The organism is Devosia sp. BK (assembly GCF_032907385.1).
GTDB lineage: Bacteria > Pseudomonadota > Alphaproteobacteria > Rhizobiales > Devosiaceae > Devosia.
On the sequence record NZ_JAIMBX010000001.1, the window covers coordinates 1228323 to 1249249 of the forward strand.

The 20927-nt window shown below is 61.6% G+C and carries 22 protein-coding genes; 7 read left to right on the plus strand and 15 right to left on the minus strand.

Annotation, left to right across the window (positions count from 1 at the left end):
• Positions 1–22: 22 nt before the first annotated feature.
• The 5 genes from DevBK_RS05960 to greA all read right to left on the minus strand — a co-directional run bounded on the left by DevBK_RS05960 (position 23) and on the right by greA (position 4257).
• Positions 23–1066, minus strand: a complete 1044-nt coding sequence (locus DevBK_RS05960) for a septal ring lytic transglycosylase RlpA family protein (RefSeq protein WP_317184796.1) — start codon at positions 1064–1066, stop codon at positions 23–25.
• 184 nt (positions 1067–1250) lie between these two features.
• Positions 1251–1811 carry a GrpB family protein gene (locus DevBK_RS05965; protein WP_317184797.1) on the minus strand — a complete coding sequence of 187 codons (561 nt, stop codon included), beginning with the start codon at positions 1809–1811 and terminating at the stop codon, positions 1251–1253.
• Between the two features lie 200 nt (positions 1812–2011).
• Complete coding sequence (locus tag DevBK_RS05970; RefSeq protein ID WP_062631308.1) at positions 2012–2584, minus strand: DUF1643 domain-containing protein; 573 nt, start codon at positions 2582–2584, stop codon at positions 2012–2014.
• Positions 2581–3483, minus strand: coding sequence for a bifunctional methylenetetrahydrofolate dehydrogenase/methenyltetrahydrofolate cyclohydrolase FolD (gene folD, locus DevBK_RS05975; RefSeq protein WP_317184798.1), 903 nt, complete (start codon positions 3481–3483; stop codon positions 2581–2583). The genes DevBK_RS05970 and folD overlap by 4 nt, the downstream gene beginning before the upstream one ends.
• A 288-nt stretch (positions 3484–3771) precedes the next feature.
• Positions 3772–4257 (minus strand): transcription elongation factor GreA, encoded by a 486-nt coding sequence (gene greA / locus DevBK_RS05980; RefSeq protein WP_062631306.1) that lies wholly within the window; start codon positions 4255–4257, stop codon positions 3772–3774.
• Between the two features lie 438 nt (positions 4258–4695).
• Here greA and DevBK_RS05985 point away from each other — a divergent pair, with 438 nt between their 5' ends.
• Together DevBK_RS05985 and DevBK_RS05990 are read left to right on the plus strand one after the other, a co-directional pair.
• Entirely contained in the window at positions 4696–6171 is a 1476-nt protein-coding gene (locus tag DevBK_RS05985) for an AMP nucleosidase (RefSeq protein ID WP_317184799.1), read from the plus strand.
• 90 nt (positions 6172–6261) lie between these two features.
• The gene (locus DevBK_RS05990; protein WP_061906747.1) at positions 6262–6444 is read left to right on the plus strand and encodes a CsbD family protein; all 183 of its coding nucleotides are present in this window, start codon (positions 6262–6264) and stop codon (positions 6442–6444) included.
• A gap of 276 nt (positions 6445–6720) precedes the next feature.
• Here DevBK_RS05990 and eno read toward each other — a convergent pair whose 3' ends face one another.
• Together eno and DevBK_RS06000 are read right to left on the minus strand one after the other, a co-directional pair.
• Positions 6721–7998, minus strand: coding sequence for a phosphopyruvate hydratase (eno, locus tag DevBK_RS05995; RefSeq protein ID WP_062631304.1), 1278 nt, complete (start codon positions 7996–7998; stop codon positions 6721–6723).
• A 93-nt stretch (positions 7999–8091) separates the two neighbouring features.
• The gene (locus tag DevBK_RS06000) at positions 8092–9045 is read right to left on the minus strand and encodes an NAD-dependent epimerase/dehydratase family protein (protein WP_317184800.1); all 954 of its coding nucleotides are present in this window, start codon (positions 9043–9045) and stop codon (positions 8092–8094) included.
• Positions 9046–9137: 92 nt separating this feature from the next.
• Here DevBK_RS06000 and DevBK_RS06005 point away from each other — a divergent pair, with 92 nt between their 5' ends.
• Positions 9138–9569: a VOC family protein gene (locus tag DevBK_RS06005; RefSeq protein WP_244484090.1), complete on the plus strand. Its 432-nt coding sequence runs from the start codon at positions 9138–9140 to the stop codon at positions 9567–9569.
• Positions 9570–9746: 177 nt separating this feature from the next.
• On the opposite strand, the gene DevBK_RS06010 is transcribed toward DevBK_RS06005, so the two are convergent.
• Complete coding sequence (locus DevBK_RS06010) at positions 9747–10154, minus strand: rhodanese-like domain-containing protein (RefSeq protein ID WP_317184801.1); 408 nt, start codon at positions 10152–10154, stop codon at positions 9747–9749.
• A 79-nt stretch (positions 10155–10233) separates the two neighbouring features.
• On the opposite strand from DevBK_RS06010, the gene ftrA reads away from it, so the two are divergent.
• The gene (gene ftrA / locus DevBK_RS06015; RefSeq protein WP_317184802.1) at positions 10234–11202 is read left to right on the plus strand and encodes a transcriptional regulator FtrA; all 969 of its coding nucleotides are present in this window, start codon (positions 10234–10236) and stop codon (positions 11200–11202) included.
• Between the two features lie 152 nt (positions 11203–11354).
• Here ftrA and DevBK_RS06020 read toward each other — a convergent pair whose 3' ends face one another.
• Positions 11355–12632: an MFS transporter gene (locus DevBK_RS06020; RefSeq protein WP_410494042.1), complete on the minus strand. Its 1278-nt coding sequence runs from the start codon at positions 12630–12632 to the stop codon at positions 11355–11357.
• Between the two features lie 211 nt (positions 12633–12843).
• Between DevBK_RS06020 and DevBK_RS06025 the strand changes: the two genes are divergently transcribed.
• Together DevBK_RS06025 and DevBK_RS06030 are read left to right on the plus strand one after the other, a co-directional pair.
• Positions 12844–13872: a serine hydrolase gene (locus DevBK_RS06025; protein ID WP_317184803.1), complete on the plus strand. Its 1029-nt coding sequence runs from the start codon at positions 12844–12846 to the stop codon at positions 13870–13872.
• A gap of 68 nt (positions 13873–13940) precedes the next feature.
• Entirely contained in the window at positions 13941–14612 is a 672-nt protein-coding gene (locus DevBK_RS06030; RefSeq protein WP_317184804.1) for a hypothetical protein, read from the plus strand.
• Between the two features lie 15 nt (positions 14613–14627).
• On the opposite strand, the gene DevBK_RS06035 is transcribed toward DevBK_RS06030, so the two are convergent.
• The 6 genes from DevBK_RS06035 to tpiA all read right to left on the minus strand — a co-directional run bounded on the left by DevBK_RS06035 (position 14628) and on the right by tpiA (position 18892).
• Complete coding sequence (locus DevBK_RS06035) at positions 14628–14804, minus strand: DUF4169 family protein (RefSeq protein ID WP_317184805.1); 177 nt, start codon at positions 14802–14804, stop codon at positions 14628–14630.
• A 16-nt stretch (positions 14805–14820) separates the two neighbouring features.
• Positions 14821–15300 (minus strand): GNAT family N-acetyltransferase, encoded by a 480-nt coding sequence (locus DevBK_RS06040; protein ID WP_317184806.1) that lies wholly within the window; start codon positions 15298–15300, stop codon positions 14821–14823.
• Positions 15301–15325: 25 nt separating this feature from the next.
• A complete protein-coding gene (locus tag DevBK_RS06045; protein WP_317184807.1) occupies positions 15326–15637 on the minus strand; it encodes a gamma-glutamylcyclotransferase family protein in 312 nt (103 codons plus the stop codon).
• A 26-nt stretch (positions 15638–15663) separates the two neighbouring features.
• Positions 15664–17292: a CTP synthase gene (locus DevBK_RS06050; protein ID WP_317184808.1), complete on the minus strand. Its 1629-nt coding sequence runs from the start codon at positions 17290–17292 to the stop codon at positions 15664–15666.
• Between the two features lie 113 nt (positions 17293–17405).
• The gene (gene secG, locus DevBK_RS06055; protein WP_317184809.1) at positions 17406–18026 is read right to left on the minus strand and encodes a preprotein translocase subunit SecG; all 621 of its coding nucleotides are present in this window, start codon (positions 18024–18026) and stop codon (positions 17406–17408) included.
• Between the two features lie 110 nt (positions 18027–18136).
• A complete protein-coding gene (gene tpiA / locus DevBK_RS06060; protein ID WP_317184810.1) occupies positions 18137–18892 on the minus strand; it encodes a triose-phosphate isomerase in 756 nt (251 codons plus the stop codon).
• Positions 18893–19014: 122 nt separating this feature from the next.
• Here tpiA and DevBK_RS06065 point away from each other — a divergent pair, with 122 nt between their 5' ends.
• A complete protein-coding gene (locus DevBK_RS06065; protein WP_317184811.1) occupies positions 19015–20886 on the plus strand; it encodes a SurA N-terminal domain-containing protein in 1872 nt (623 codons plus the stop codon).
• Positions 20887–20927 lie beyond the last annotated feature (41 nt).

The window sequence follows — 20927 nt, forward strand, 5'->3', positions numbered from 1 at the left end:
GAGGCGTTGGACCGACTTTGATTTAATAGAGAATTATATCGCCGAGTCCAAGTTCTCGCGCCAAGTTGAGCGCATCTTCCTTGGTGGCGCCGGGCTTGAGATAGCTCAGGGTGAGGCGCGTGGCCGGATGACCATTGACCAGCACCTGCTCTTCATCGACCGCACCGATGACGGCGAAGCGTTCGGAGAGCGCTATGGCATTGTTCTGATTGCTGAAAACGCCGAGACCCATACGGAAGTGCCGCTGGTTGGCGTCGACGCTGTTGGCCCATTCCTGGAGCGCTGATGGTTCAGTCGCCATGGCGTTCACGGCGGCGAAAGCGGAGCTGATATTGCCGTCTACCGCTTGCGGCGTTGAATCCGCATAGGAGAACAAGCCATTGAAGAAATTGGATGTTATCCCGACAAGGCTGCGGTCGCTGCCGGCACTGGCAACACGGACATTACCGGTGTCGTAATTGGCCGGGCCGGTATAGGAGGCGACCAGCATGCGGGTGTCGTCACCTTCGAGCGGTGCTGGCCCGACATATTGGACGTCGACATTGGTCGAACCATTATTGACATAGCCGAGCATGGCGGCGGCTCTGTGGGATAGATCGACGATGCGGCCCGGCATGTAGGGGCCGCGATCGTTAATGCGGACGACCAGCGAGCGGCCATTGTCCTTGTTGGTCACACGGACATAGGACGGCAGTGGCAGCGTGGGATGCGCGCCGGTGATGGCATTGGCGGAGAAAATTTCGCCATTGGCCGTGCGGCGACCGTGGAAATCGGAGCCATACCACGAGGCGGTGCCAGTGGCCTGATAGGACGGATCTTCCTGCGGCACATAGGTTTTTCCGCGGACGGTATAGGGTTTGCCGACCTGATAGCGGCCACCGCCACGGGGCGGATTTGGATTGTTGGTCACGCGGGGCGAAACGGCGACGCCATATTCGCTGGAGGTGAAGGCGCCGCGCTTGACTGTCGCACCGAGGCCCATGCCACCCATACAGGCAGCGAGCGAAGGGGCGAGCAAAGCACAAAGGGCGAGGCCGCGGATAAGGTGGCGCCAAGTGGTCGTCACGGTACTCTTTACTCAACACGCTTGGATCAGGGCGCACGCGATAAACAGCGTACGGACAATTTTCCCTAATTTGTCATTCGGCTGGTTGAGGAGAGGTTAAGGGTGACAATTCGTTAGCTTTGAGCGCGGCTAATGTCGGACTTGGTTACTCAAATGATAATTTTGGGTTTGCGGCACGACGCGCTCAATCTGGTTTGGGCTCTTTCCAATTCGTGCGCCCGGCCCACTCGCGCGCACCATCGTGGATGATGTCGAAGACGGGGTCCTTGATGTCGTAATAGGCGTCCTGATCTTCGGGGAAGAAGCCGGCGAGGCGCTGCTTGATCAGTTCATAGGCGCCGGTCGTGACCGGGTGGGCGCGAAGGTAGTCGCGCATAAGGAGCGGGAACTGCTGATTGAAGGCGCCCCGCTGGCGGATATGGATATGGGCGCGCCGCGGCGTGGTGGCGACGAAGAGAAGTTTGGCCAGATCGTGGGGGGCGAGGTCCATGCCGGGAGGGCAATGATCGGACGTGTGTTCGCTTTGACGGTGGCCGGTGGCGAGGAAGCCGGCGGGGTCGACTTGGGTGAGATCGTCGACGGTGATCTGGATATCGATGATGTCCTTGGCGGCGAGGCCGGGGACGGCGGTGGAGCCGATATGGTGGGCGTAGGCGCCGGGCGGGCTTAGGGCGAGGAGATGGGGTTTGAGGCGCTGGAAGTCATCGGGCCAGGAGGGATTGGCGGGTTCGATGATGATTTTCATGGGGGTGGCCTCCTCGCTTTTTGAGGAAGTTTGAGGGAGGGCTTGGGGGAGTGCAAGGGGCTGAAAGGGGCGACTTGGCACCCGGATGCCTAAGCATTCACTGGCTGTCATCCCGGCGCAGGCCGGGAGCCATCTCTAGATCTCAGGATGGGCCCCGGCCTGCGCCGGGGTGACGATCGGGGATTGGGGTTCAGCTGTGATTAGGCCGGGAACGGCACAAGGGGGGTGTCGGCGCGGAGGTAGAGGGGGTGTTTGGGGGAGCCGTCGGCGTTGGTGCCGAAGCACCAGAGGGTGATGCCGTCGGCGCGGAGGGTTTCCACCAATTCTCGGCCGGCGGGGGCGAGGGCTTTGTTGAGTTTGCCGTGGCAGAGGACGACGCGCCCTGCCCCGTTGGCGGCCTTGCGGATGGCAGGGAGATTGGCGGGCGAGACGGCGACGGTGTCGGGCGCCAGGAGCGATTTGGGATCGGTGGCGCGGTAATCGCCGACATTGCATTTGACCATGGCAGAAAAACCTTCGCGGCGGGCGAAGGTCCATTCTCTCGCGCAGGTGGGGTCGTCCACCGTGGCATCGGCGGTGGAGGGATTCATGCCGATGAAGAGGATGTAGTTTTCCGGAAACGTTTTGCCGAGCCAGCGGCGCATGAGCTGGCGGTAGCGGCCGTCGGGGCTCAAGACCGCATCGCCAGAAACCCCGGCGCCGAGGCGCAGGCGGACCTTGCCGCCGGGATCATGGGCAGCTTTCCCGCCGAGGTCTAGGCTCGTCTGGCTCATGCGGTCAGGTCGCTCGGGGGGACGAGGCCGTTGATGAGCGAAGCGGTCGTGATGGTGTTGGCGAGGAGGCAGGCGATGGTCATGGGGCCGACGCCGCCAGGAACGGGCGTGATGGCACCAGCGACTTCGACAGCAGAGGCGAAATGGACGTCGCCGACGAGCTTGGTCTTGCCCTCGCCCTTTTCGGGGGCGGGAACCCGATTGATGCCGACATCGATGACCACGGCGCCGGGTTTCAACCAATCGCCTTTGATCATTTCGGGGCGGCCGACGGCTGCGACGACGATATCGGCCTGGCGGACGACATCGGCGAGGTTCTGCGTCTTCGAATGGGCGACGGTGACGGTGCAGTTGTCGCGGAGGAGCAGCTGCATCATCGGTTTGCCGACGAGATTGGAGCGGCCGATGATGACGGCGTTCTTACCCTCGAGCTTGCCGAGATGATCGCGCAGCAGCATCAGCGAGCCGAGCGGCGTGCACGAGACCGGGCCCGGCAGGCCGATCTGCACCTTGCCGACATTGGCAGGGGTGAAGCTATCAACGTCCTTCATGGGGTCGATGGCTTCGATGACTTTGTTGGGGTCGATGTGCTTTGGCACGGGGAGCTGGACGAGGATGCCGTGGACGGCCGGGTCTGCGTTGAGCTGATGGACGAGCGCAAGAAGGTCCGCTTCGGAGACGTCTTCGGGCAATTCGTGCTTATAGGAATTCATCCCGACTTCTGCGGTCTGTTTGGCCTTATTGGACACATAGACCTGGCTCGCCGGATCGTGGCCGACGATGACCACCGCGAGGCCGGGCGTGATTCCGTGGTCGGATTTGAGGCGCTGGACGTGGCCCGCGATACGACCGCGCAGATTCTCGGCAAAGAGTTTTCCGTCGATGATTTTTGCGGTCATGCTGGCCTCGTTTTCTTGGGGATTTGGAGGCGCGGGAAGACGCTCCCGCGTTTGCGCTTGGACATAAGGGATGGTGGGGCATCCGTCCATGGTTTTGCGCGGGTTGGGTACCCCCACCTAACCTCCCCCTGGTAGGGGGAGGGACACATCGGGGAGATTAAGAGAGCGGATATAGGGCCGCGTCATTCCCGCGAAAGCGGGAATCCCTCTTTTGGTGCAATGGGATTCCCGCTTTCGCGGGAATGACGCCGAGGACTGGGAGGAATCTGGAGTGGTGGCGCCCTGCCCTCAGAGCTTGATGTCGATGATTTCGAGGTCGTGGTTTGCGAGCGTTGCTATGTCGCCGACGGATTTGCCGAGGAGGACCTGGGCAATTGGGGAGGCGTGGGAGATGGTGCCCGATTTTGGATCGGCTTCATCTTCGCCGACGATGCGGTAGGTTTCTTCGCGGCCGTCGTCGCGGGTGAAGGTGACCTGGCTGCCGAAGGTGACGGCATCGGTGGTCGTTGGGGCGGCGACCAATTGCGCTGAGCGGACGCGTTCGGTGAAATAGCGGAAATCGCGGAGCGGCACGGCGGATTGGCGGCGGCGCTCGTTGATGTCTTCGATCGTGTTGGCCGTTTCGAGGGCAGCGCGGGCGGATTCGAGCTGAGTATGGAGGGCTTCGAGCCCGGTGTCGGTCACGAGATTGAGGCCGGATGGAATCGGGCGATCCGGGAGGACGGATTCGGCGGCGGTTTCGGCACTTTCTTCCTTGGTGAAGGCGACGCTCACGGCGAACTCCGGGTTGGTTTGTTGGGGCACGCCCTCGTGGTTCGAGGTTTCGCTTCGCTGCGCACATCACCATGAGGGCTACTGCGAAGCGCGGCGCGCGCGGGTGCCATAATCGAGTGGTGGTCTAAACGGCTCGTCTGCAAATGAAAAGACCGCCCGGCACGAGTGCCGGACGGCCTTGGGGGACATAGTCCGCCGCGCTGTTGAGGGCTTGGGGGACAAGCGGCTGACCATATCCTGCTCACTGGTGCATGGGTCGTTTGCCTTGCCAGTGAACTGACTGCAAAGATGGTGGCCAAATGCGGCAAGAAAAGTGCAGCTCACCGAAGTGTGAAAGACTGGTTTACTCCCGGCGGTTCCGTTGAGAAGGTGTCATGCGGTGCTTATATTGACCGGTCAAACAGGCGCGATTCCGAAGCGCCGAGATGAGGATGTGCAATGACGACACTCACCCCGCCCCGACTTGAGACGCAAAGTTTCACCGATCCGGAAGCGGCATGGGCGCGCATTGCCGAAATCTATCATCGTAACTGCGATTTCATCCGCGACCATCTCAATGGGCTGGCCAAGGGCGAGGTACCGGCGGGGCGGGTGCGCGCCTGTTATCCGCAGGTGGAAGTGCGCTCGACGAGTTATTCCAAGCACGAAAGCACCCTGCCCTATGGATATCTCCATACGCCGGGCATCTATCGCACGACGGTGACGGCGCCGGACTTGTTCCGGACCTATTTCCAAGAGCAGTTCACGGTGCTTCTCCGCAATCATGGCGGCACTATCGACGTGGGCGAGAGCGAGACGCCGATCCCGCTGCATTTTGCGCTGCCGCCGCATGAACATGTGGATGGCGCAGCGCTCAATGCGTTGGGGATTCCCCTGCGCGATGTGTTCGACGCGCCTGACCTGACCAATACGGACGATGAAATCGCCAATGGCACTTATGTGCCGCCGCGGGGCGGGCCTTACCCGCTCTCGGCCTTTACGGCGCCGCGCGTCGACTATTCGCTGTTTCGGCTGGCGCATTATACCGGCACGGCGGCCGAGCATTTCCAGAACTTCGTGATTTTCACCAATTACCAGTTCTACATCGACGAATTCTGCCGGGTGGCGAAGGCGTGGATGGCGGAAGGCCATGAGCACTATCAACGGTTCATCGAGCCGGGGAATGTGTCGACCGACAATATGCTGACCGGTGGCGAGGTGACGGGCAATGCGCCGCCGCGCATGCCGCAAATGCCGGCCTATCATCTTGTGGGCGATCGTGGGCGTGGGATTACCATGGTCAATATCGGTGTCGGGCCGAGCAACGCCAAGACGATCACTGACCATATCGCGGTGTTGCGGCCGCATGCGTGGATCATGCTCGGGCACTGCGCGGGGCTGCGGAATAGCCAGGAGCTTGGCGACTATGTTCTGGCCCATGCCTATGTGCGCGAAGACCATGTGCTCGACGCGGATCTGCCGCTAACCGTGCCGGTGCCGGCGCTGGCGGAAGTGCAGGTGGCACTCGAGCAGGCGGTGGAGGAGATTACCCAAACCGAGGGGATCGAGACCAAGAAGATCATGCGGACGGGGACCGTCGCGACCTTCGACAATCGCAATTGGGAATTGCGGGATCAGGCCGAGATCGTGCGGCAATTGAGCCAGTCACGGGCGGTGGCGCTCGATATGGAAAGCGCGACGATCGCGGCGAACGGGTTCCGGTTCAGGGTGCCCTATGGGACGCTACTTTGCGTCTCCGACAAGCCACTCCATGGCGAATTGAAGTTGCCTGGCATGGCCTCGGACTTTTATCGGACGCAGGTGAACAAGCATCTGCAGATCGGGCTCAGGGCTATGGAGATCCTGCGGGATCAGCCAGCGGAGCGGTTGCATTCGCGGAAGCTGAGAAGCTTCGCGGAGACGGCGTTTCAGTAGAGATCGTCTCGATCACGTTTTTGTTCGGATCCGGAACATAGCGTGGGTTAGTCCGTTGATGATGCATAACACTTTCGATAGGAGCGAAAGATGCACAAGGACGAAGCTAAAGGCGTTGGCAATCAGATCAAGGGCGCAGTGAAGGAAGCGGCAGGCCGCGTCACTGGTAACGAGCGCCTTGAAGCCGAAGGCAAGGCCGACAAGGCTGCTGGCAAGGTTCAGCAGAAGTCCGGCGAGTTCAAGGATAAGGCGCGCGATGCGCTGAAGCACTAAGGTCCACAGGACTTTTTTGAAAAAGGGGTCGCGGTAACGCGGCCCTTTTTGGGTTTGGGGATTACCCCCTCCTAGCCTCCTCCTGCGCACCCAGGTCTCCAGCCAACTCGCCGGGGTTCCCTCGGGCGTGACCCGAGGGTCGCTCGTCAAGGACCAGATGCTTACGGCTCTCGAACTGGCCCTCGGGTCAAGCCCGAGGGAAGCACAGTGGGTGGGGAGGTTCGAATGCAAAAAGGCCCGGTGTTTCCACCTGGCCTTCCAGTAGGTGAGGGCTGATCAGCGGCCTTTGACGACGGAGTAGCCGGCGTATTTGGCGGAGGTGCCGAGCTGTTCTTCGATGCGGATGAGTTGGTTGTACTTGGCCATGCGATCGGAGCGGCTGAGGGAGCCGGTCTTGATCTGTCCGCAGTTGAGCGCGACGGCGAGGTCGGCGATGGTCGAGTCTTCGGTTTCGCCCGAGCGGTGCGACATGACCGAGGTGTAGCTGGCGCGGTGGGCGGTTTCGACGGCGTCGAGGGTTTCGGACAGCGAGCCGATCTGGTTGACCTTGACGAGGATCGAATTGGCGACGCCCATCTTGATGCCCGACACGAGGCGCTGGGTGTTGGTGACGAAGAGATCGTCGCCGACGAGCTGAACCTTCTTGCCGATGGCATCGGTCAGGGCCTTCCAGCCATCCCAATCGTCTTCGGCCATGCCGTCTTCGATGGTGATGATCGGATAGCGAGCAGCGAGATCGGCGAGGAAAGCGACGTTTTCTTCGGAGGAAAGCGACTTGCCTTCGCCCTTCATCTCGTACTTGCCGTTCTTGTAGTATTCGGTGGCGGCGCAATCGAGGCCGAGGAAGACGTCCTCGCCGGGCTTGTACCCGGCCTTCTCGATCGAGCGCATGATGAAGCCGAGGGCTTCATCGGCCGAGCCGAGGTTTGGCGCGAAGCCACCTTCGTCGCCGACATTGGTGTTGTGGCCGTCGGCGGAGAGGTTCTTCTTCAGCGTGTGGAAGATTTCCGAACCGATGCGGACGGCGTCGGCGATCGAGGTCGCGCCGGCGGGCAGGATCATGAATTCCTGCATGTCGATCGGGTTGTCGGCATGCTCGCCACCATTGATGATGTTCATCATGGGCACGGGGAGAACATGGGCGTTCGGGCCGCCGATGTAACGGTACAGCGGCAGTTCGCTCGATTCAGCAGCGGCCTTGGCGACGGCGAGCGAGACGCCGAGAATGGCGTTGGCGCCGAGCTTGCCCTTGTTGGCTGTACCGTCGAGATCGATCATGGCCTGGTCGATGGCCAGCTGATCGAGCGCATCCATGCCCTGGATTTCGCTGAAGATGATGTCGTTGACGTTTTCTACGGCCTGGGTGACGCCCTTACCATTGTAGAGCTTGCCGCCATCGCGGAGCTCAACGGCTTCGTGCGCGCCGGTCGAAGCGCCCGATGGCACGGCGGCGCGGCCGAAGCTGCCGTCATCCAGAACCACATCGACTTCAACGGTGGGATTGCCGCGGCTATCGTAAACCTGGCGACCCTGGACATGGATGATGGATGACATGGAAATTCCCTTCGGGGCAGTTTTCTCGGTATGGAGCCTGTCTAGACGCGCCTTGTGACAGAGAAAAGAGGGGCGCGCAAAAATACTGGCGGGTTAGGCTTTGATCTTGCCATTGGCGACCAGCCAGCCAAGCGCATCTTCGACGCCGGCGAGGGAGGAGCGCGGGGCGTAGCCGAGGAGGTGCTTGCCCTTTTCGATCGAGCAATTGGGGCTGCGGGCGATGTGTTCCCAGGTGGCGGCGGCGTTTTGTTCGGACTGGCGGGATTTCCAATCGTCCCAAGGAACGAAGGCGAGGTTCGGTTCGTGGCCGAAATAGCGGTAGATGGCGCTCGCGTAGTGGCGGAGGGTGACGGCGCCGGGGGAAACGGCGTGGAAGGCTTCGCCGACTGAGGCGCCCCAATTGGTCATGGCGAGGATCAGCAGCGCGGCGATGTCGTCGGCGTGAATGTGATGGACGGTTTCCATGCCGAAGTTCGGCAGTTCGAGCGTGTCGCCGCGCGCGATGGTCTCGAAAACGGCGATATCGCCATTGCCGGCGGGATTGAGCGGCGCCCAGCCCTGCCCCACGATATGGCCGGGATGGATGATGGTGGCGGGGAAATTTTCGCGCCGGGCGAGGTCGAGCAGATAGGCTTCGATGGCAGCTTTTTGGATGCCGTAATCGCCGAAGGGACGCTTGGTGACGTCCTCGGGGGTTGGGACGACCTCGGACAGGCCATGGGTCCAGATGGTGCCGATGTGGAGGAAATGCTGGACCGTGCCCTTGAGGGCCTCGACGAGCTGGCGGGAGCTATCGAGGGTAAAGCAGATATTGTCGATGACCACATCGCCCTGAAGATTGGCGATGGTCGAGCCAAAACTGCCCTGGCGCTCGAGGGCGTCGCGATCGAGCGTGATGCTTTCGACCTGGGACCAGGCAGCGTCGGGCAGATAGGGCTTTGAGGTGCCGCGCGTGACGGCGACGACTTCATGGCCCAAACGCACGAGGCGCGGGACGAGATAGGTTCCGATATGGCCAGTGGCCCCGATGACGACGACGCGTGCCATGATTGAAAATCCTCCCGCGGCTGGTTTGAACCGCGGCTTCGTCCTAGCATGTATGGAAGGGCTATACAGCCCACCGATTCCGGGAGAGAGAATTGACCAAACCACTCGTCAAGCAAATGGCGCATACCTGCATTTTTGCGCGCGACCTCGACGCCGTCGAGACGTTTTATCGCGACGTGATCGGCATTGCGCCGAAGTTCGATTTCAAACGGGGCGAGGAGCGGATCGGGTTCTATCTCGATTTCGGCAATCGGACATTTGTCGAGGTTTTCCTCAAAGGCGAGTCGCGGTTCGAGGAGAGCAACCAGATCAACCACATCTGCTTCGAAACGGACGATCTCGACGGCTTCATCGCCAATGCCAAGGCGCATGGGGTGGCGATTACGGACAAGAAGCTTGGGGTGGATCACACCTGGCAGAGCTGGCTGGCGGATCCGAGCGGGGTGAAACTCGAGATTTTTGAATATACGCCGGAGAGCATGCAGTTTGGGGCGGATGGGGTGGTTTGCCAGGTGGATTGGTAAGGCGAGGGTTACGGCTTCAACATCGATGCGACGTCGGCGTGAAGACCTCATGGTGAGGTGCTTTGCGGAGCAAAGCCTCGAACCACGAGGGCGAGAGAGTGGAGGCATTGTGCCACGCCCTCGTGGTTCGAGGCTGCGCTACGCTTCGCACCTCACCATGAGGGCTACTGGGGGTGTTCAACTGCCCAGCGCCTCGCCCTGTTCAAGCTCAAAACCCTCGTCGAGCCAGCCGGTGATGCCGCCGGCCATGATTTTTACGGGGCGGTCGAGGTTCGCGAGGCGGAGGGCGCCGCGGGCGGCGCCGTTGCAGTGGGGGCCGGCGCAGTAGGTGATGAAGAGGGTTTCGGCGGGATAGGCTTCCATCTTTGTGCGGGTGATCTTGCCGTGGGGCAGATTGATGGCTCCGGGGATGTGGCCGGCGGCGAACATCGTGGGGCTGCGGACGTCGAGGAGGACGAAGTCGGGACCGTTGGTTAGGGCGTCATGGACGTCCCAGCAATCGGTTTCGAAGGCAAACTGGGCAGCAAAGTGTTCGCGAGCGAGGATGCTGGGCGCGGCGGGGATGGCGGCGACGGAAGTGGGCATGGTTTTTCTCCTATGCCCTCTTGATAGGAGCGCCCTGCCCGGCTGAATATTGGCGCGAATGACAATATGCGTCGATATCATGCCAAACTTGACCGGCCCTCTCGTTGTTGCCCTCCTTTACGATGGGCTTTGCACTTTTGAATTCGGCATTGTCGCCGAGGTTTTCGGGCTGTCCCGGCCGGAAATGGGGACAGGATGGTATCGGTTTGCGTCGGCGGCGGTCGATGTAGGACCGATGCGGGCGCATGGCGGGATGACCGTCGTTGCCGACCATGGGCCGGAGATTTTGGCCGAGGCTGACGTGATCGTCGTGCCGGGGTGGCGGAGTGCGGATGCGCCGGTGCCGGAGGCGCTGGTCGCGCAATTGCGAGCAGCGCATGGGCGCGGAGCGCGGCTGGCGTCGATTTGTTCCGGGGCCTTTGTGCTGGCGGCGACGGGGTCGCTGGATGGCGGCACTGCGACGACGCATTGGCGCTATGCCGACAAGCTCAGGGAGCGGCATCCGGCGGTTAGCGTCGACGATGCCTCACTGTATCGCATCCATGATCGCATCCACACCTCGGCTGGGAGCGCAGCGGGGATCGATCTGCTGATTGAAATGGTGCGGCAGGATTTTGGGGCGGCGGCCGCCAATTCGGTGGCGCGCCGACTGGTGATGCCGGCGCATCGGGCGGGTGGACAGGCGCAATTTTTGGAGCGGCCGGTTGGCGTCCGCGAGGGGACGGAGATAGGGCCGCTGCTGGAGGAGGTCCGGAAGAGCCTTGCGGCCGACTGGACCGTAGCGAGGATGGCGGATGCCATGGGGATGAGCGTCAGGACATTTTTGCGTCGGTTTGGCGAGGCGACGGGGCAATCGCCGGGGGATTGGATTGCCGACGAACGGGTGAGCGAGGCGAAGCGCCTGCTGACGCGGGGCGAGCCGAAAATGGAGGATGTGGCGCTGGCGGTGGGCTTTGGGAGCGCCCACGCATTGCGGCATCATTTCAGGCGGAAGGTGGGGGTTAGTCCGAGTGAGTATCGGGCGCGATTTTTGGAGGTGGCGGGTTAAGTGCGATCTGTTTCGATGTCACCCCGGCGCAGGCCTGGGGCCATCTTGAGATATTTCAAGCAATCAAACTGTCGGGGCTCTCGCACTGCGGGAGATGGGCCCCGGCCTGCGCCGGGGTGACATCCTGTGGGTGGGAGAGCCCCGAGTACCGCTTACTCCGAGGTCTGGCGGATGAAGCCGAAGGCGACGAGGGTGATCACGGCGGCGAGGATCATGTAGTAGCCGACGGTGTGGAGGCCGTAGGTGGTGGCGAGGTAGGAGGCGATGTAGGGCGCAAAGCTGGCGCCGAAAATGCCGCCGAGGTTGAAGGTGAGCGAAGCGCCGGTATAGCGGACGGCGGTGGGGAATGGCGCGGCGAGCGCAGTGCCGAGGGGGCCGTAGGTCATGCCCATCAGCGCAAAGCCGATGCAGAGGAAGCCGAGGACGCCATAGACATTGCCCGAGCCGAGGAGCGGGGCGAGGATGAGGCCGAATACGGCGATGCCGATGGAAACGCCGATCATGACCGGGCGCATGCCGAAGCGATCGGCAAGCACCGCGGACAGAGGGATGAACGCGCCAAAAAAGAGCACGCCCACCATCTGCAGGATGAGGAATTCTTCGCGGCTATATTTGAGCGTGCCTGTGCCGTAGCTCAGCGAAAACACCGTCATGATATAAAACAGCACGAAGGTGGCGAGGGCCGCCATGGTGCCGAGGGCGAGGCTGACCTTATGCGAGCTGATGACATCGAAGAACGGAACTTCGACGCGCTCGGACTTTTCGACGGCTTTGGCGAATTCGGGCGTCTCGGTGATTTTCAGGCGAATGAAGAGGCCGAAAATGACCAGCACGGCGCTGGCGAGGAACGGCACGCGCCAGCCCCAGGCCATGAAGGCATCATCGCCAAGGAAGTGGGCGAGGACGAGGAAAATGGTGGTGGCGAAGAAGAAGCCCACCGGCGCGCCCAATTGCGGGAACATGCCATACCAGGCACGCTTGCCTTCGGGGGCGTTTTCAGTGGCAAGGAGAACTGCGCCGCCCCATTCGCCGCCGAGACCAAGCCCCTGCCCCAAGCGGCAAAGCGCGAGCAGCAGCGGCGCCAAAATGCCGATCTGGCCATAAGTGGGCAGAACGCCGATCAGGACCGTCGAAATACCCATGGTCAGGAGCGCGGCGACGAGCGTTGCCTTGCGGCCGACCTTATCCCCGAAATGGCCGAAGAAAGCGGCACCGATCGGTCGGGCGAGGAAGGCGATGGCGAAGGTCGCGAGCGAGGAGAGGAGCGCCGAATTGGCGTCGCCCGAGGGGAAGAAGAGCTGCGGGAACACGATCACCGCGGCAGTCGCATAGATATAAAAGTCGAAAAATTCGATCGTGGTGCCGATCATGCTCGCGGCGAGGACGCGGCGGGCGGAGTTCCGCGGCTGGGCGGCCGGGGATGTTTGCATATCTATGGTCATGGCAATCCGGAGTGTTCTTTGATCTGGTTTTAAGCCAGCGCGCCTCCATCCCGCAACGGCCGCGCCTTCGCTCGTTGACGGCGGAGTACCGTAGGGTACGGTTGGGCGCAAGGGATTTTGCCTGCTCCATCACGGGGACGTGGGGTAATTCCCGGCGCCTTCCCCAAATTTTGCCTCATGTGGCGGTGATCAGTGCTGCATGACGCTTATTCGCCCTGCCCTTCTCGCCGCCGTTTTCCTTCTGCCACTCTCTGCCTTACCGCAGGAGGTGGACCTCGCTCCCATCCTTGAGAATGCCGAAACGCTGGAGCCGTTGGAAACGGTGATGGTGGCGGTGGATGGCAAGATCATCGCCGAGCGCGGCTATGCCGGGCATACGGTGGACGAGCCGACCAATATCAAATCGGCGTCGAAAACCGTGGTGTCGGCGCTTGTGGGAATCGCGATCGACAAGGGTTTGATCGACGGCGTCGATCAGAAAATATCGGATTTTCTCAGCGATGATTTTCCCGAGGATGCCGATCCGCGGCTCAATGACGTGACGGTGGGTAATTTGCTGTCGATGCAGGCGGGCTTGGCGCCGACGTCGGGGCCGAATTACGGGCGCTGGGTGGCGAGCCGGAACTGGGTGCGCGAGGCGCTGGACCAGCCCTTCGAGACCGATCCGGGCGGGCGAATGCTCTATTCGACGGGATCGACGCATCTGCTTTCCGCCATCCTGACCAAGGCAAGCGGCGAATCGAGCTTGGCGCTGGCGCGCGAGTGGTTTGGCGCGGTGGATGATTTTGGGATTGGCGGCTGGGAGCGGGATCCGCAGGGGATTTATCTCGGCGGCAATCAGATGGCGATGAGCCCGCGGAGCCTGCTCGCCTTTGGCGAGGTCTATCGGACGGGTGGGCTGGCACCCGACGGCAGCCGGGTTTTGAGCGCCGAGTGGGTGGAGCAATCTTGGACGGAGCGGACAAATTCGCGGTTTACCGGGGACGGCTATGGCTATGGATGGTTTCTGCGCGAGATCGGCGGCGAGGATGTGCGCTATGCTTGGGGCTATGGTGGGCAGATGCTCTATATCGTGCCGAGCCTGGACCTCACCGTGGTGATGACCTCGGACGAAAATTCGCCATCCGCCGGGAACGGGCACCGAGATGCGCTGCATACGCTCTTGGCGGAGATTATTGGGGCGGTGCGGGACGAGGATGAAGTGGAGGCCTCGCAGCCACAGGCCTAAGCCTCTGATCAGTCGCTAAAAAGTCGCTTTTACTGGGGACGGTTCGCCAGTTTCGGAGGAGCGTCATCATGGCATTGGTAGCAGTCTCGGCGGGAGAGTGGCTGGAGCGGATAAAGCGGGGGATCGCGACTTTGCCGGCAGGGCTCGGCGACTATGTCGGCCGGTTTGAACTGACGCCTGCTGGCATGCCGCTCGATGATATCGCCGCGGGATTTCACGCTGGTGATTTGCGGATCGATGGCGAGTTTCGACCCGAAAGCCTGATCACGGCGGTGGATGGCGATCTCGTGGTCGAGGGGCTGGTATCGACGCAGGGCGGCGAGGATGCCGATGGCAATGCGACGCTGATCGTCTTTGGCGATCTGCGCTGCAAGACGCTGATCAATGACTGGGCGAGCATCATCATCGTGACGGGCGACCTGATCGTCGAGGATTGGGTGTTTGCAGCGCGGGAGGATTCAGCGCTGCTGATCGGCGGCGATTTTAAGACACCGCTTTTTATCGGCGCGGATATCGGGGTGACGGTCGGCGGCGAGATCGTCGCAGATTATGCTTATGGCTATGCCAACGGCGTCCCCGCCCCGGGACAGACCTATGGGGACAGCAAGGCGATGGACAATCGGAGCTGGCGCGAGATCGCGACGCGACTAGGGTTTGGGCGCGAAGTGACGGCAGAGGAGGAATTTATGCCGGCGGTGGATTTGCGGGTGATAACGACAGGGAGCTTGCTGCCGGTGTGAGCGGGGCGAAGGAAATCAGTCGTCGCGCTTGTGGCTATCGAGTTTTTTATCAGCCAAGGACTTTTCGGCGGCTAACTTTTGCTTTTCGGCTTTGGTGCGGCCGAATTTGATGCGGTTGGCTTCGGCCGCCGCTTCTTTTTCGGTGCGGGCCTTCGCCTTGCGGGCACTGCGGAGATTGATGATTTCGGCCATGGCGACAAATCTCCATTCACTGCTTGGCAAGATGAAACCGTGTGTAGGTTTCGAACTGCTTAATGGCGTCGAACCCGAGGCGGCGCAGGAGGGCGACGCTGCGGTCGTTGCCGTGGGTAACGCCAGCAAATATATCCTTCGCGGCGGATTGGTTGAAGGCGTATTCTATCGCCGCTTGGACGGCAGCAGTCGCGAAGCCTTGGCCAGTGTGTGACGCCGAAAGCCAATAGCCGAGGCAGTATCGCGGCAGTTCGACTGCGACGAGGTCGACGCGGCCGATCAGCGCGGCGTCGTGAAATATGCCGAAGCGAGTGCTCTGATCACCAGTGGATAGTTCCGCCGCGATTGCTTCTATGCTCGAAGCCACTTGGGCACTGTAGTCGCCATGGGCGGTGAGATGCGTGTGGTTCGAATGGATAAGATCGTACAGCATTGCTGCGTCGACAGGCGTCAGCTGCCGGAGAGTTAGATCTGGTCGCGATGTAGTTAAAATCATCCGCGCGGCCCCACGCTTTAACCGCTCAAGCGGCGAGGTAGATGTTGGCGAGGACGAGGCCGTCTGGCGTTTGGACCTCAATGACAGCGCGACGATAGCCTTCGCCTTCGAAGGCGTCGAGGCGGGACCAGTGGGTGGGGAGATCGGGGCTATAGAGGAGGTGGACCGGGACTTCGGGGCCGGAAGGATCGGCGCGGAAGACGGGGTAGCCTTCGGCAGGACCGGTGCCTGAGGGGAGGCGGTGGCCGCGGACGGTGCCGCGGGTCCAGGTGCCTTGAAGGTCGGCGAGCTGGGCGAAGTTGGATTCGCCCGGGCTCAAGGTGCCGTAGGTGGCCAAGCGGTGCTCTGGCCCCTGCCCGGTCATCAGACCAAGCGACTCTGTTCCATCGCTGCCGAGATGAAGCTCGTGAACAGCGGATGCGGTTCGAAGGGTTTGGATTTCAGTTCGGGGTGGAACTGCACGCCGATGAACCATGGGTGATCGGTGCGTTCGACGATTTCGGGTAGCTTGCCATCGGGCGAGACGCCGGAGAACAGGAGGCCGTTCTTTTCGAGGAGTTTCCGGTAGTCCATGTTCACCTCGTAGCGGTGACGATGGCGCTCGGAGATCCGGGTGGAGCCGTAGATGTCAGCGACGCGGGAGCCGCGGGTGAGCTGGGCGGGATAGGCGCCGAGGCGCAGGGTGCCGCCGAGATTGCCGGAGCTGTCGCGGGTTTCGGTGTCGTTGCCCTTGACCCATTCGGTCATCATGCCGACGATCGGCTCCTTCGTGGCGCCGAACTCGGTGGAGGAAGCGTTCTTGATGCCGGCGGTGTTGCGGGCGGCCTCGATGCAGGCCATCTGCATGCCGAAGCAAATGCCGAAATAGGGCACGTCCTTGACGCGGGCGAAGCGGGCCGCCTCGATCTTGCCGGCAGAGCCGCGCTCGCCGAAGCCGCCGGGCACGAGAATGCCGTGGACGTGTTCGAGGTATGGCGCCGGGTCGTCGCGCTCGAAGACTTCAGAATCGATCCATTGGAGGTTGACCTTGACCTTGTTGGCAATGCCGCCATGGGTCAGGGCTTCCGAGAGCGACTTATAGGCGTCCTTGAGGCCGGTATATTTGCCGACGATGGCGATGTTCACTTCGCCTTCGGGGTTGTGATAGCGACGGGAGACTTCGTCCCATGCCGACATATCAGGCTCCGGCGCGTCGGTGATGCCGAGGGCGGCGAGGATTTCGCGGTCGAGGCCTTCATGGTGATAGGCGACGGGCACATCGTAGATCGAAGCGACGTCGAGGCCCTGGATGACGGCGGATTCGCGCACGTTGCAGAAGAGCGAGAGCTTTTTCTTTTCTCCTTCGGGAATCGGACGATCGCAGCGGACGAGCAGGACGTCTGGGGCGATGCCGATGGAGCGGAGCTCCTTGACGGAGTGCTGGGTCGGCTTGGTCTTCAGCTCACCGGCCGAGGGAATGTAGGGCATCAGGGTGAGGTGAAGGTAGCAGGTGTGGTTGCGCGGCAGGTCGTTGCCGAGCTGGCGGATGGCTTCGAAGAATGGGAGGCCTTCGATATCGCCGACGGTGCCGCCGATTTCGACGAGGACGAAATCGTAGTCCTCATTGCCATCGAGGACGAAATTTTTGATCGAGTCGGTAACGTGCGGGATGACCTGCACGGTAGCGCCGAGGAATTCGCCCTTGCGCTCTTTCGAAAGCAGATCCGAATAGATGCGGCCCGAGGTGATATTGTCGCGCTTATTGGCCGCGCGGCCCGTGAAGCGCTCGTAGTGGCCAAGGTCGAGGTCGGTCTCGGCGCCGTCGTCGGTCACGAAGACCTCGCCGTGCTGAGTGGGCGACATCGTGCCGGGGTCCACATTGAGATAGGGATCGAGCTTTCTCAGGCGGACCTTATAGCCGCGCGCCTGCAGCACTGCGCCGAGCGCCGCTGAAGCCAAACCTTTGCCAAGGGAGGAAACCACGCCTCCGGTGATGAATACGTACCGTGCCATGGGCAATCACCATAAGCCTATAAGGAGCGATTCGTGGAGCCGAACAAAACGGTCCACACAAAAAGAAGAAGGGGATGTTTCCATCCCCTTTTTCGGCTTTGCCTTGCGGCGTCTTAGTTGCCGGTCGTTGGAGCCGGCTGTTGATTTTCTGTCGCCGGAGCGGCTTCCGGAGAAGCTGCGGGCGCTGCGTCTGGTGCAGCGGCCGGAGCCGTTTCCGAAGAAGCGGCCGGGGCGGTCGTCTCGGTCGTTGCCGGAGCGGACGGAACAGGCAGATCGCTGGTCGATTCCGGAGTGGTCGCCGCTGGTGCCGTGGTAGCGGCAGGAGCTGCGGGAGTCGTCGTCGTGGTGGACGGCGCCGGAGTCGAGGTCGCAGGTGCCGAAGCGTCGGCCGGAACCGGAAGATCCGATGTCGTGTCGCCCTGGAGGGCGTTCAGCGCATCGAGAACGTTGGAGGGCTGAGTGCCATCTTGGGTGGTCGTCGCCCGATCGAGAATGCTCGACGTGCCGCGATCGAGTTCGCTGAGAATGGTCAGGCCAATGGCCGTGGCGAAGAAAAGCGTTGCCAGGATTGCCGTGGTGCGGGTCAAGAGATTGGCCGAGCCACGCGCCGTCATCAGGCCGCCACCGCCGCCACCACCAATACCGAGCGCACCACCTTCGGAGCGCTGGATCAGGATGACACCGATAAGGGCCAAAACGATCAGCAGATAGACAACAATAAGGACGTTCGCCATGAGGTCTTGGTCTTCGCGTCAGTCATAAAAGATGCGGCGTCATACACGCCTAAAACGGCAAAGGCCAGAGCGTTGCCATGTTTTTCATGGCAACGACCTAAGCCGTTCGGTCAGACCGACGAGATAATGGTGTAAAAGTCTTTTGCCAAGAGGCTGGCGCCGCCGATGAGCCCGCCATTGACGTTGTCGACATTGAGGATTTCGCGCGCATTGAGCGGCTTCATCGAGCCGCCATAGAGAATGCGAAGCGTGTTGCCGCGCTCTTCGCCGAAGCGTTCAACAAGACGAGCGCGGATATTGGCGTGCATCTGGGCGATTTCTTCGAGCGTCGGGGTACGGCCAGTGCCGATGGCCCAGACTGGCTCATAGGCAACGACGATCTCATGATGTTCCGCGGCGTCGGGGATCGATCGCGAAAGCTGTTGATTGACGATGGATTCGGCTGAGCCACCATCGCGTTCGGATTCGGTCTCACCGACGCAGATGATCGGCTTGAGGCCGGCGCCGATCGCAGCTTCCGCCTTGGCGCGGACGATGTCGTCGTTTTCAGCGTGACTGGCGCGGCGCTCGGAATGGCCAACGATGACGAACTGCGCTCCGGCATCGGCCAGCATATAGGCGGAAATGTCGCCCGTGTGGGCGCCGGAGGCTTCCACGTGACAATCCTGGCCACCGGCCATAATGCCGCTCGAAGCGCCCTGTGCCGCAACGGCGGCAAGGATGGTTGCGGGTGGGCAAACGACGACGACGGCGCGCGGGGCCTCCCCCGTTGTGAGCAATTGGGCCAGTTCAGTCAGCTCATCGAGCGACTGTGACAGCCCGTTCATCTTCCAGTTCCCGGCGATTAGCGGTGAGATGGTCGTCAATCTTGCTACTCCTGCCTCTTGCGCCAAGGTGGGCTTTGCCCTAACCCCGGCAGTCGGAATGTCTTACTAGTCTCAGGCAACCCATGCGGTAAAGCCTCAGACCCCAAACTGGAACGTTCGAAATGCTCGATGGTTTGCGTGGCTTTGCAAAATCCTGGCCGGGAAAGATCATGGGAGCGTTTCTGCTCGTCGGCGTGGCAGGGTTCGGCATCAATAATGTCATCACCGATCTCGGCAGCAATACCGTTGCGCATGTTGGGGATCAGGAGATCACCTCCCGCGAATTTCTCCGCGCCTACCAGAGCCAGGCGAACCGTTTGGCTCAGCAGCTTGGCCGCGTGCCGACCGGCGCGGAAGCCGAAGCCATGGGGCTGCCGAGCTTCGTTATTCTTAACCTAGCGCAAGGCGAGGCTCTCACCGGCCTTGCAAATAAGATGGGTCTCGGTGTTTCCGACGACAAGCTGGGGCAGATGTTGCGCCAGGATCCGTCCTTCCAGGGAACGCTGGGGAACTTTGATCCAGCCGTGTTCAACCAGGTGCTGCAGGCCAGCGGCTGGACGGAATCGGAATATTTCCAGACGCGGGGCGACGAAGCCAAGCGCGAACAGCTCGTTTCGACGCTGTTCCCGGCAAAGACGCTTCCCGATGTCGCGGCAACTCTGATCAACGACTATGCCGGTACGCAGCGCACGATCGACTATGTGACGCTCAACGAAGCCAATATCGAAACGCCGGCAGCGCCGACCGAAGAGGAACTGGCCGCCTATCTCACCGAGCACCAGAGCGAATTCCGCACTGTCGAAACGCGCAAGGTGCAGATGATCGATCTCTCGATCGCCTCGCTTGCGGCGACGAAAACCATCGCCGACGATGCCGTGGCCGCGGAATATGAGCGGATCAAGGCCAGCCTGACGACGCCGGAAAAGCGGACGATCGAGCAGGCCGTATTGACCGCCGATCAGGCGACCGCCTTTGAAGCCGGGCTCGCGGCGGGCAAGGATTTTGCGACGCTCACAACCGAAGCCGGCGTGACGCCAACCAGCCTTGGCACGCTGACCAAGGCCCAGGTGATGGATACGGCGCTTGCCAATGCGGCCTTTGGGCTGCAGCAGGGTGGCGTGACCGTTATCGATGGTGTGGCGGGCAAGCGCGCCATCCACGTTTCGGCGATCGAGGCGGAACGCCAGCCAACGCTCGAAGAAGCGCGCGCCGATATCGTCAATACTCTAGCAACGGCGGAAGCCCGCACCGAGGTCAACGACGTGCTCGACCAAGTCGAAGAACTGCGCGCCGCCTTCCGGCCGCTGAGCGAAATCGCCGAACGGTTCAAGCTGCCGCTCTACGAAGCTGACGTGACGAGCGGCGGCAACCAGCTCGACGTTTTGACCAATGTATCGCCGGAAGACCGGACCAAGGTGAGCCAGGCGATCTTCAAAGCGACCGCTGGCCAGTTGACGCCATCGATCCCGATCACCGGCAATGCCCATGTGTTTTTCGATCTCGTCGAAGTGCAGGCTGCACGCGACCAGACACTGGACGAAGTGCGCGACGCCGTGACGACGGCGCTGACCACCGAGCGCATCAATAATGCGCTGCTGGCCAAGAGCGAAGAAATCGTGGCGCAATTGCGCGGCGGCGCGACGCTTGCCGATGTTGCGACTGGTCTCAACCTCTTCCCGCAGATTTCGCCGCCCTTCTCGCGCTTTGGCTCGGATGACGGCTCGATCGACAATGTCGTAGCGCAAGCCGCATTCAATGGTGGGCCGGACTATAAGGGTTCGGTGGTTTCGAGCTCCGGCGATTTCATGATCTTCGAGGTGGTCGACAACACGACGCCGACCGAACCGCTTGAAACCGCTGCGGCCGACAACCTGCAGACGGAAGCGCAGAACGGGGTCTATGGCGATTTCGTCGCAGCGCTGCGCGACGATGCGGGCCTGAAGATCAACCAGCAGGCGCTGCAGCAGCTGATCACTCTCAACTTCGGCCAGTAGTCCAACGGCCGGAGACCACCACACCAACGGATCGGACCACG

What these genes read in the sequence shown, in the direction of transcription:
- DevBK_RS05965 (WP_317184797.1), bottom strand. Translation starts at nt 1,811, where the DNA reads ATGAAAATCATCATCGAACCCGCCAATCCCTCCTGGCCCGATGACTTC.
- DevBK_RS05970 (WP_062631308.1), bottom strand. Translation starts at nt 2,584, where the DNA reads ATGAGCCAGACGAGCCTAGACCTCGGCGGGAAAGCTGCCCATGATCCC.
- folD (WP_317184798.1), bottom strand. Translation starts at nt 3,483, where the DNA reads ATGACCGCAAAAATCATCGACGGAAAACTCTTTGCCGAGAATCTGCGC.
- DevBK_RS05985 (WP_317184799.1), top strand. Translation starts at nt 4,696, where the DNA reads ATGACGACACTCACCCCGCCCCGACTTGAGACGCAAAGTTTCACCGAT.
- DevBK_RS05990 (WP_061906747.1), top strand. Translation starts at nt 6,262, where the DNA reads ATGCACAAGGACGAAGCTAAAGGCGTTGGCAATCAGATCAAGGGCGCA.
- eno (WP_062631304.1), bottom strand. Translation starts at nt 7,998, where the DNA reads ATGTCATCCATCATCCATGTCCAGGGTCGCCAGGTTTACGATAGCCGC.
- DevBK_RS06000 (WP_317184800.1), bottom strand. Translation starts at nt 9,045, where the DNA reads ATGGCACGCGTCGTCGTCATCGGGGCCACTGGCCATATCGGAACCTAT.
- DevBK_RS06010 (WP_317184801.1), bottom strand. Translation starts at nt 10,154, where the DNA reads ATGCCCACTTCCGTCGCCGCCATCCCCGCCGCGCCCAGCATCCTCGCT.
- ftrA (WP_317184802.1), top strand. Translation starts at nt 10,234, where the DNA reads ATGCCAAACTTGACCGGCCCTCTCGTTGTTGCCCTCCTTTACGATGGG.
- DevBK_RS06020 (WP_410494042.1), bottom strand. Translation starts at nt 12,632, where the DNA reads ATGCAAACATCCCCGGCCGCCCAGCCGCGGAACTCCGCCCGCCGCGTC.
- DevBK_RS06025 (WP_317184803.1), top strand. Translation starts at nt 12,844, where the DNA reads ATGACGCTTATTCGCCCTGCCCTTCTCGCCGCCGTTTTCCTTCTGCCA.
- DevBK_RS06030 (WP_317184804.1), top strand. Translation starts at nt 13,941, where the DNA reads ATGGCATTGGTAGCAGTCTCGGCGGGAGAGTGGCTGGAGCGGATAAAG.
- DevBK_RS06035 (WP_317184805.1), bottom strand. Translation starts at nt 14,804, where the DNA reads ATGGCCGAAATCATCAATCTCCGCAGTGCCCGCAAGGCGAAGGCCCGC.
- DevBK_RS06040 (WP_317184806.1), bottom strand. Translation starts at nt 15,300, where the DNA reads ATGATTTTAACTACATCGCGACCAGATCTAACTCTCCGGCAGCTGACG.
- DevBK_RS06050 (WP_317184808.1), bottom strand. Translation starts at nt 17,292, where the DNA reads ATGGCACGGTACGTATTCATCACCGGAGGCGTGGTTTCCTCCCTTGGC.
- secG (WP_317184809.1), bottom strand. Translation starts at nt 18,026, where the DNA reads ATGGCGAACGTCCTTATTGTTGTCTATCTGCTGATCGTTTTGGCCCTT.
- DevBK_RS06065 (WP_317184811.1), top strand. Translation starts at nt 19,015, where the DNA reads ATGCTCGATGGTTTGCGTGGCTTTGCAAAATCCTGGCCGGGAAAGATC.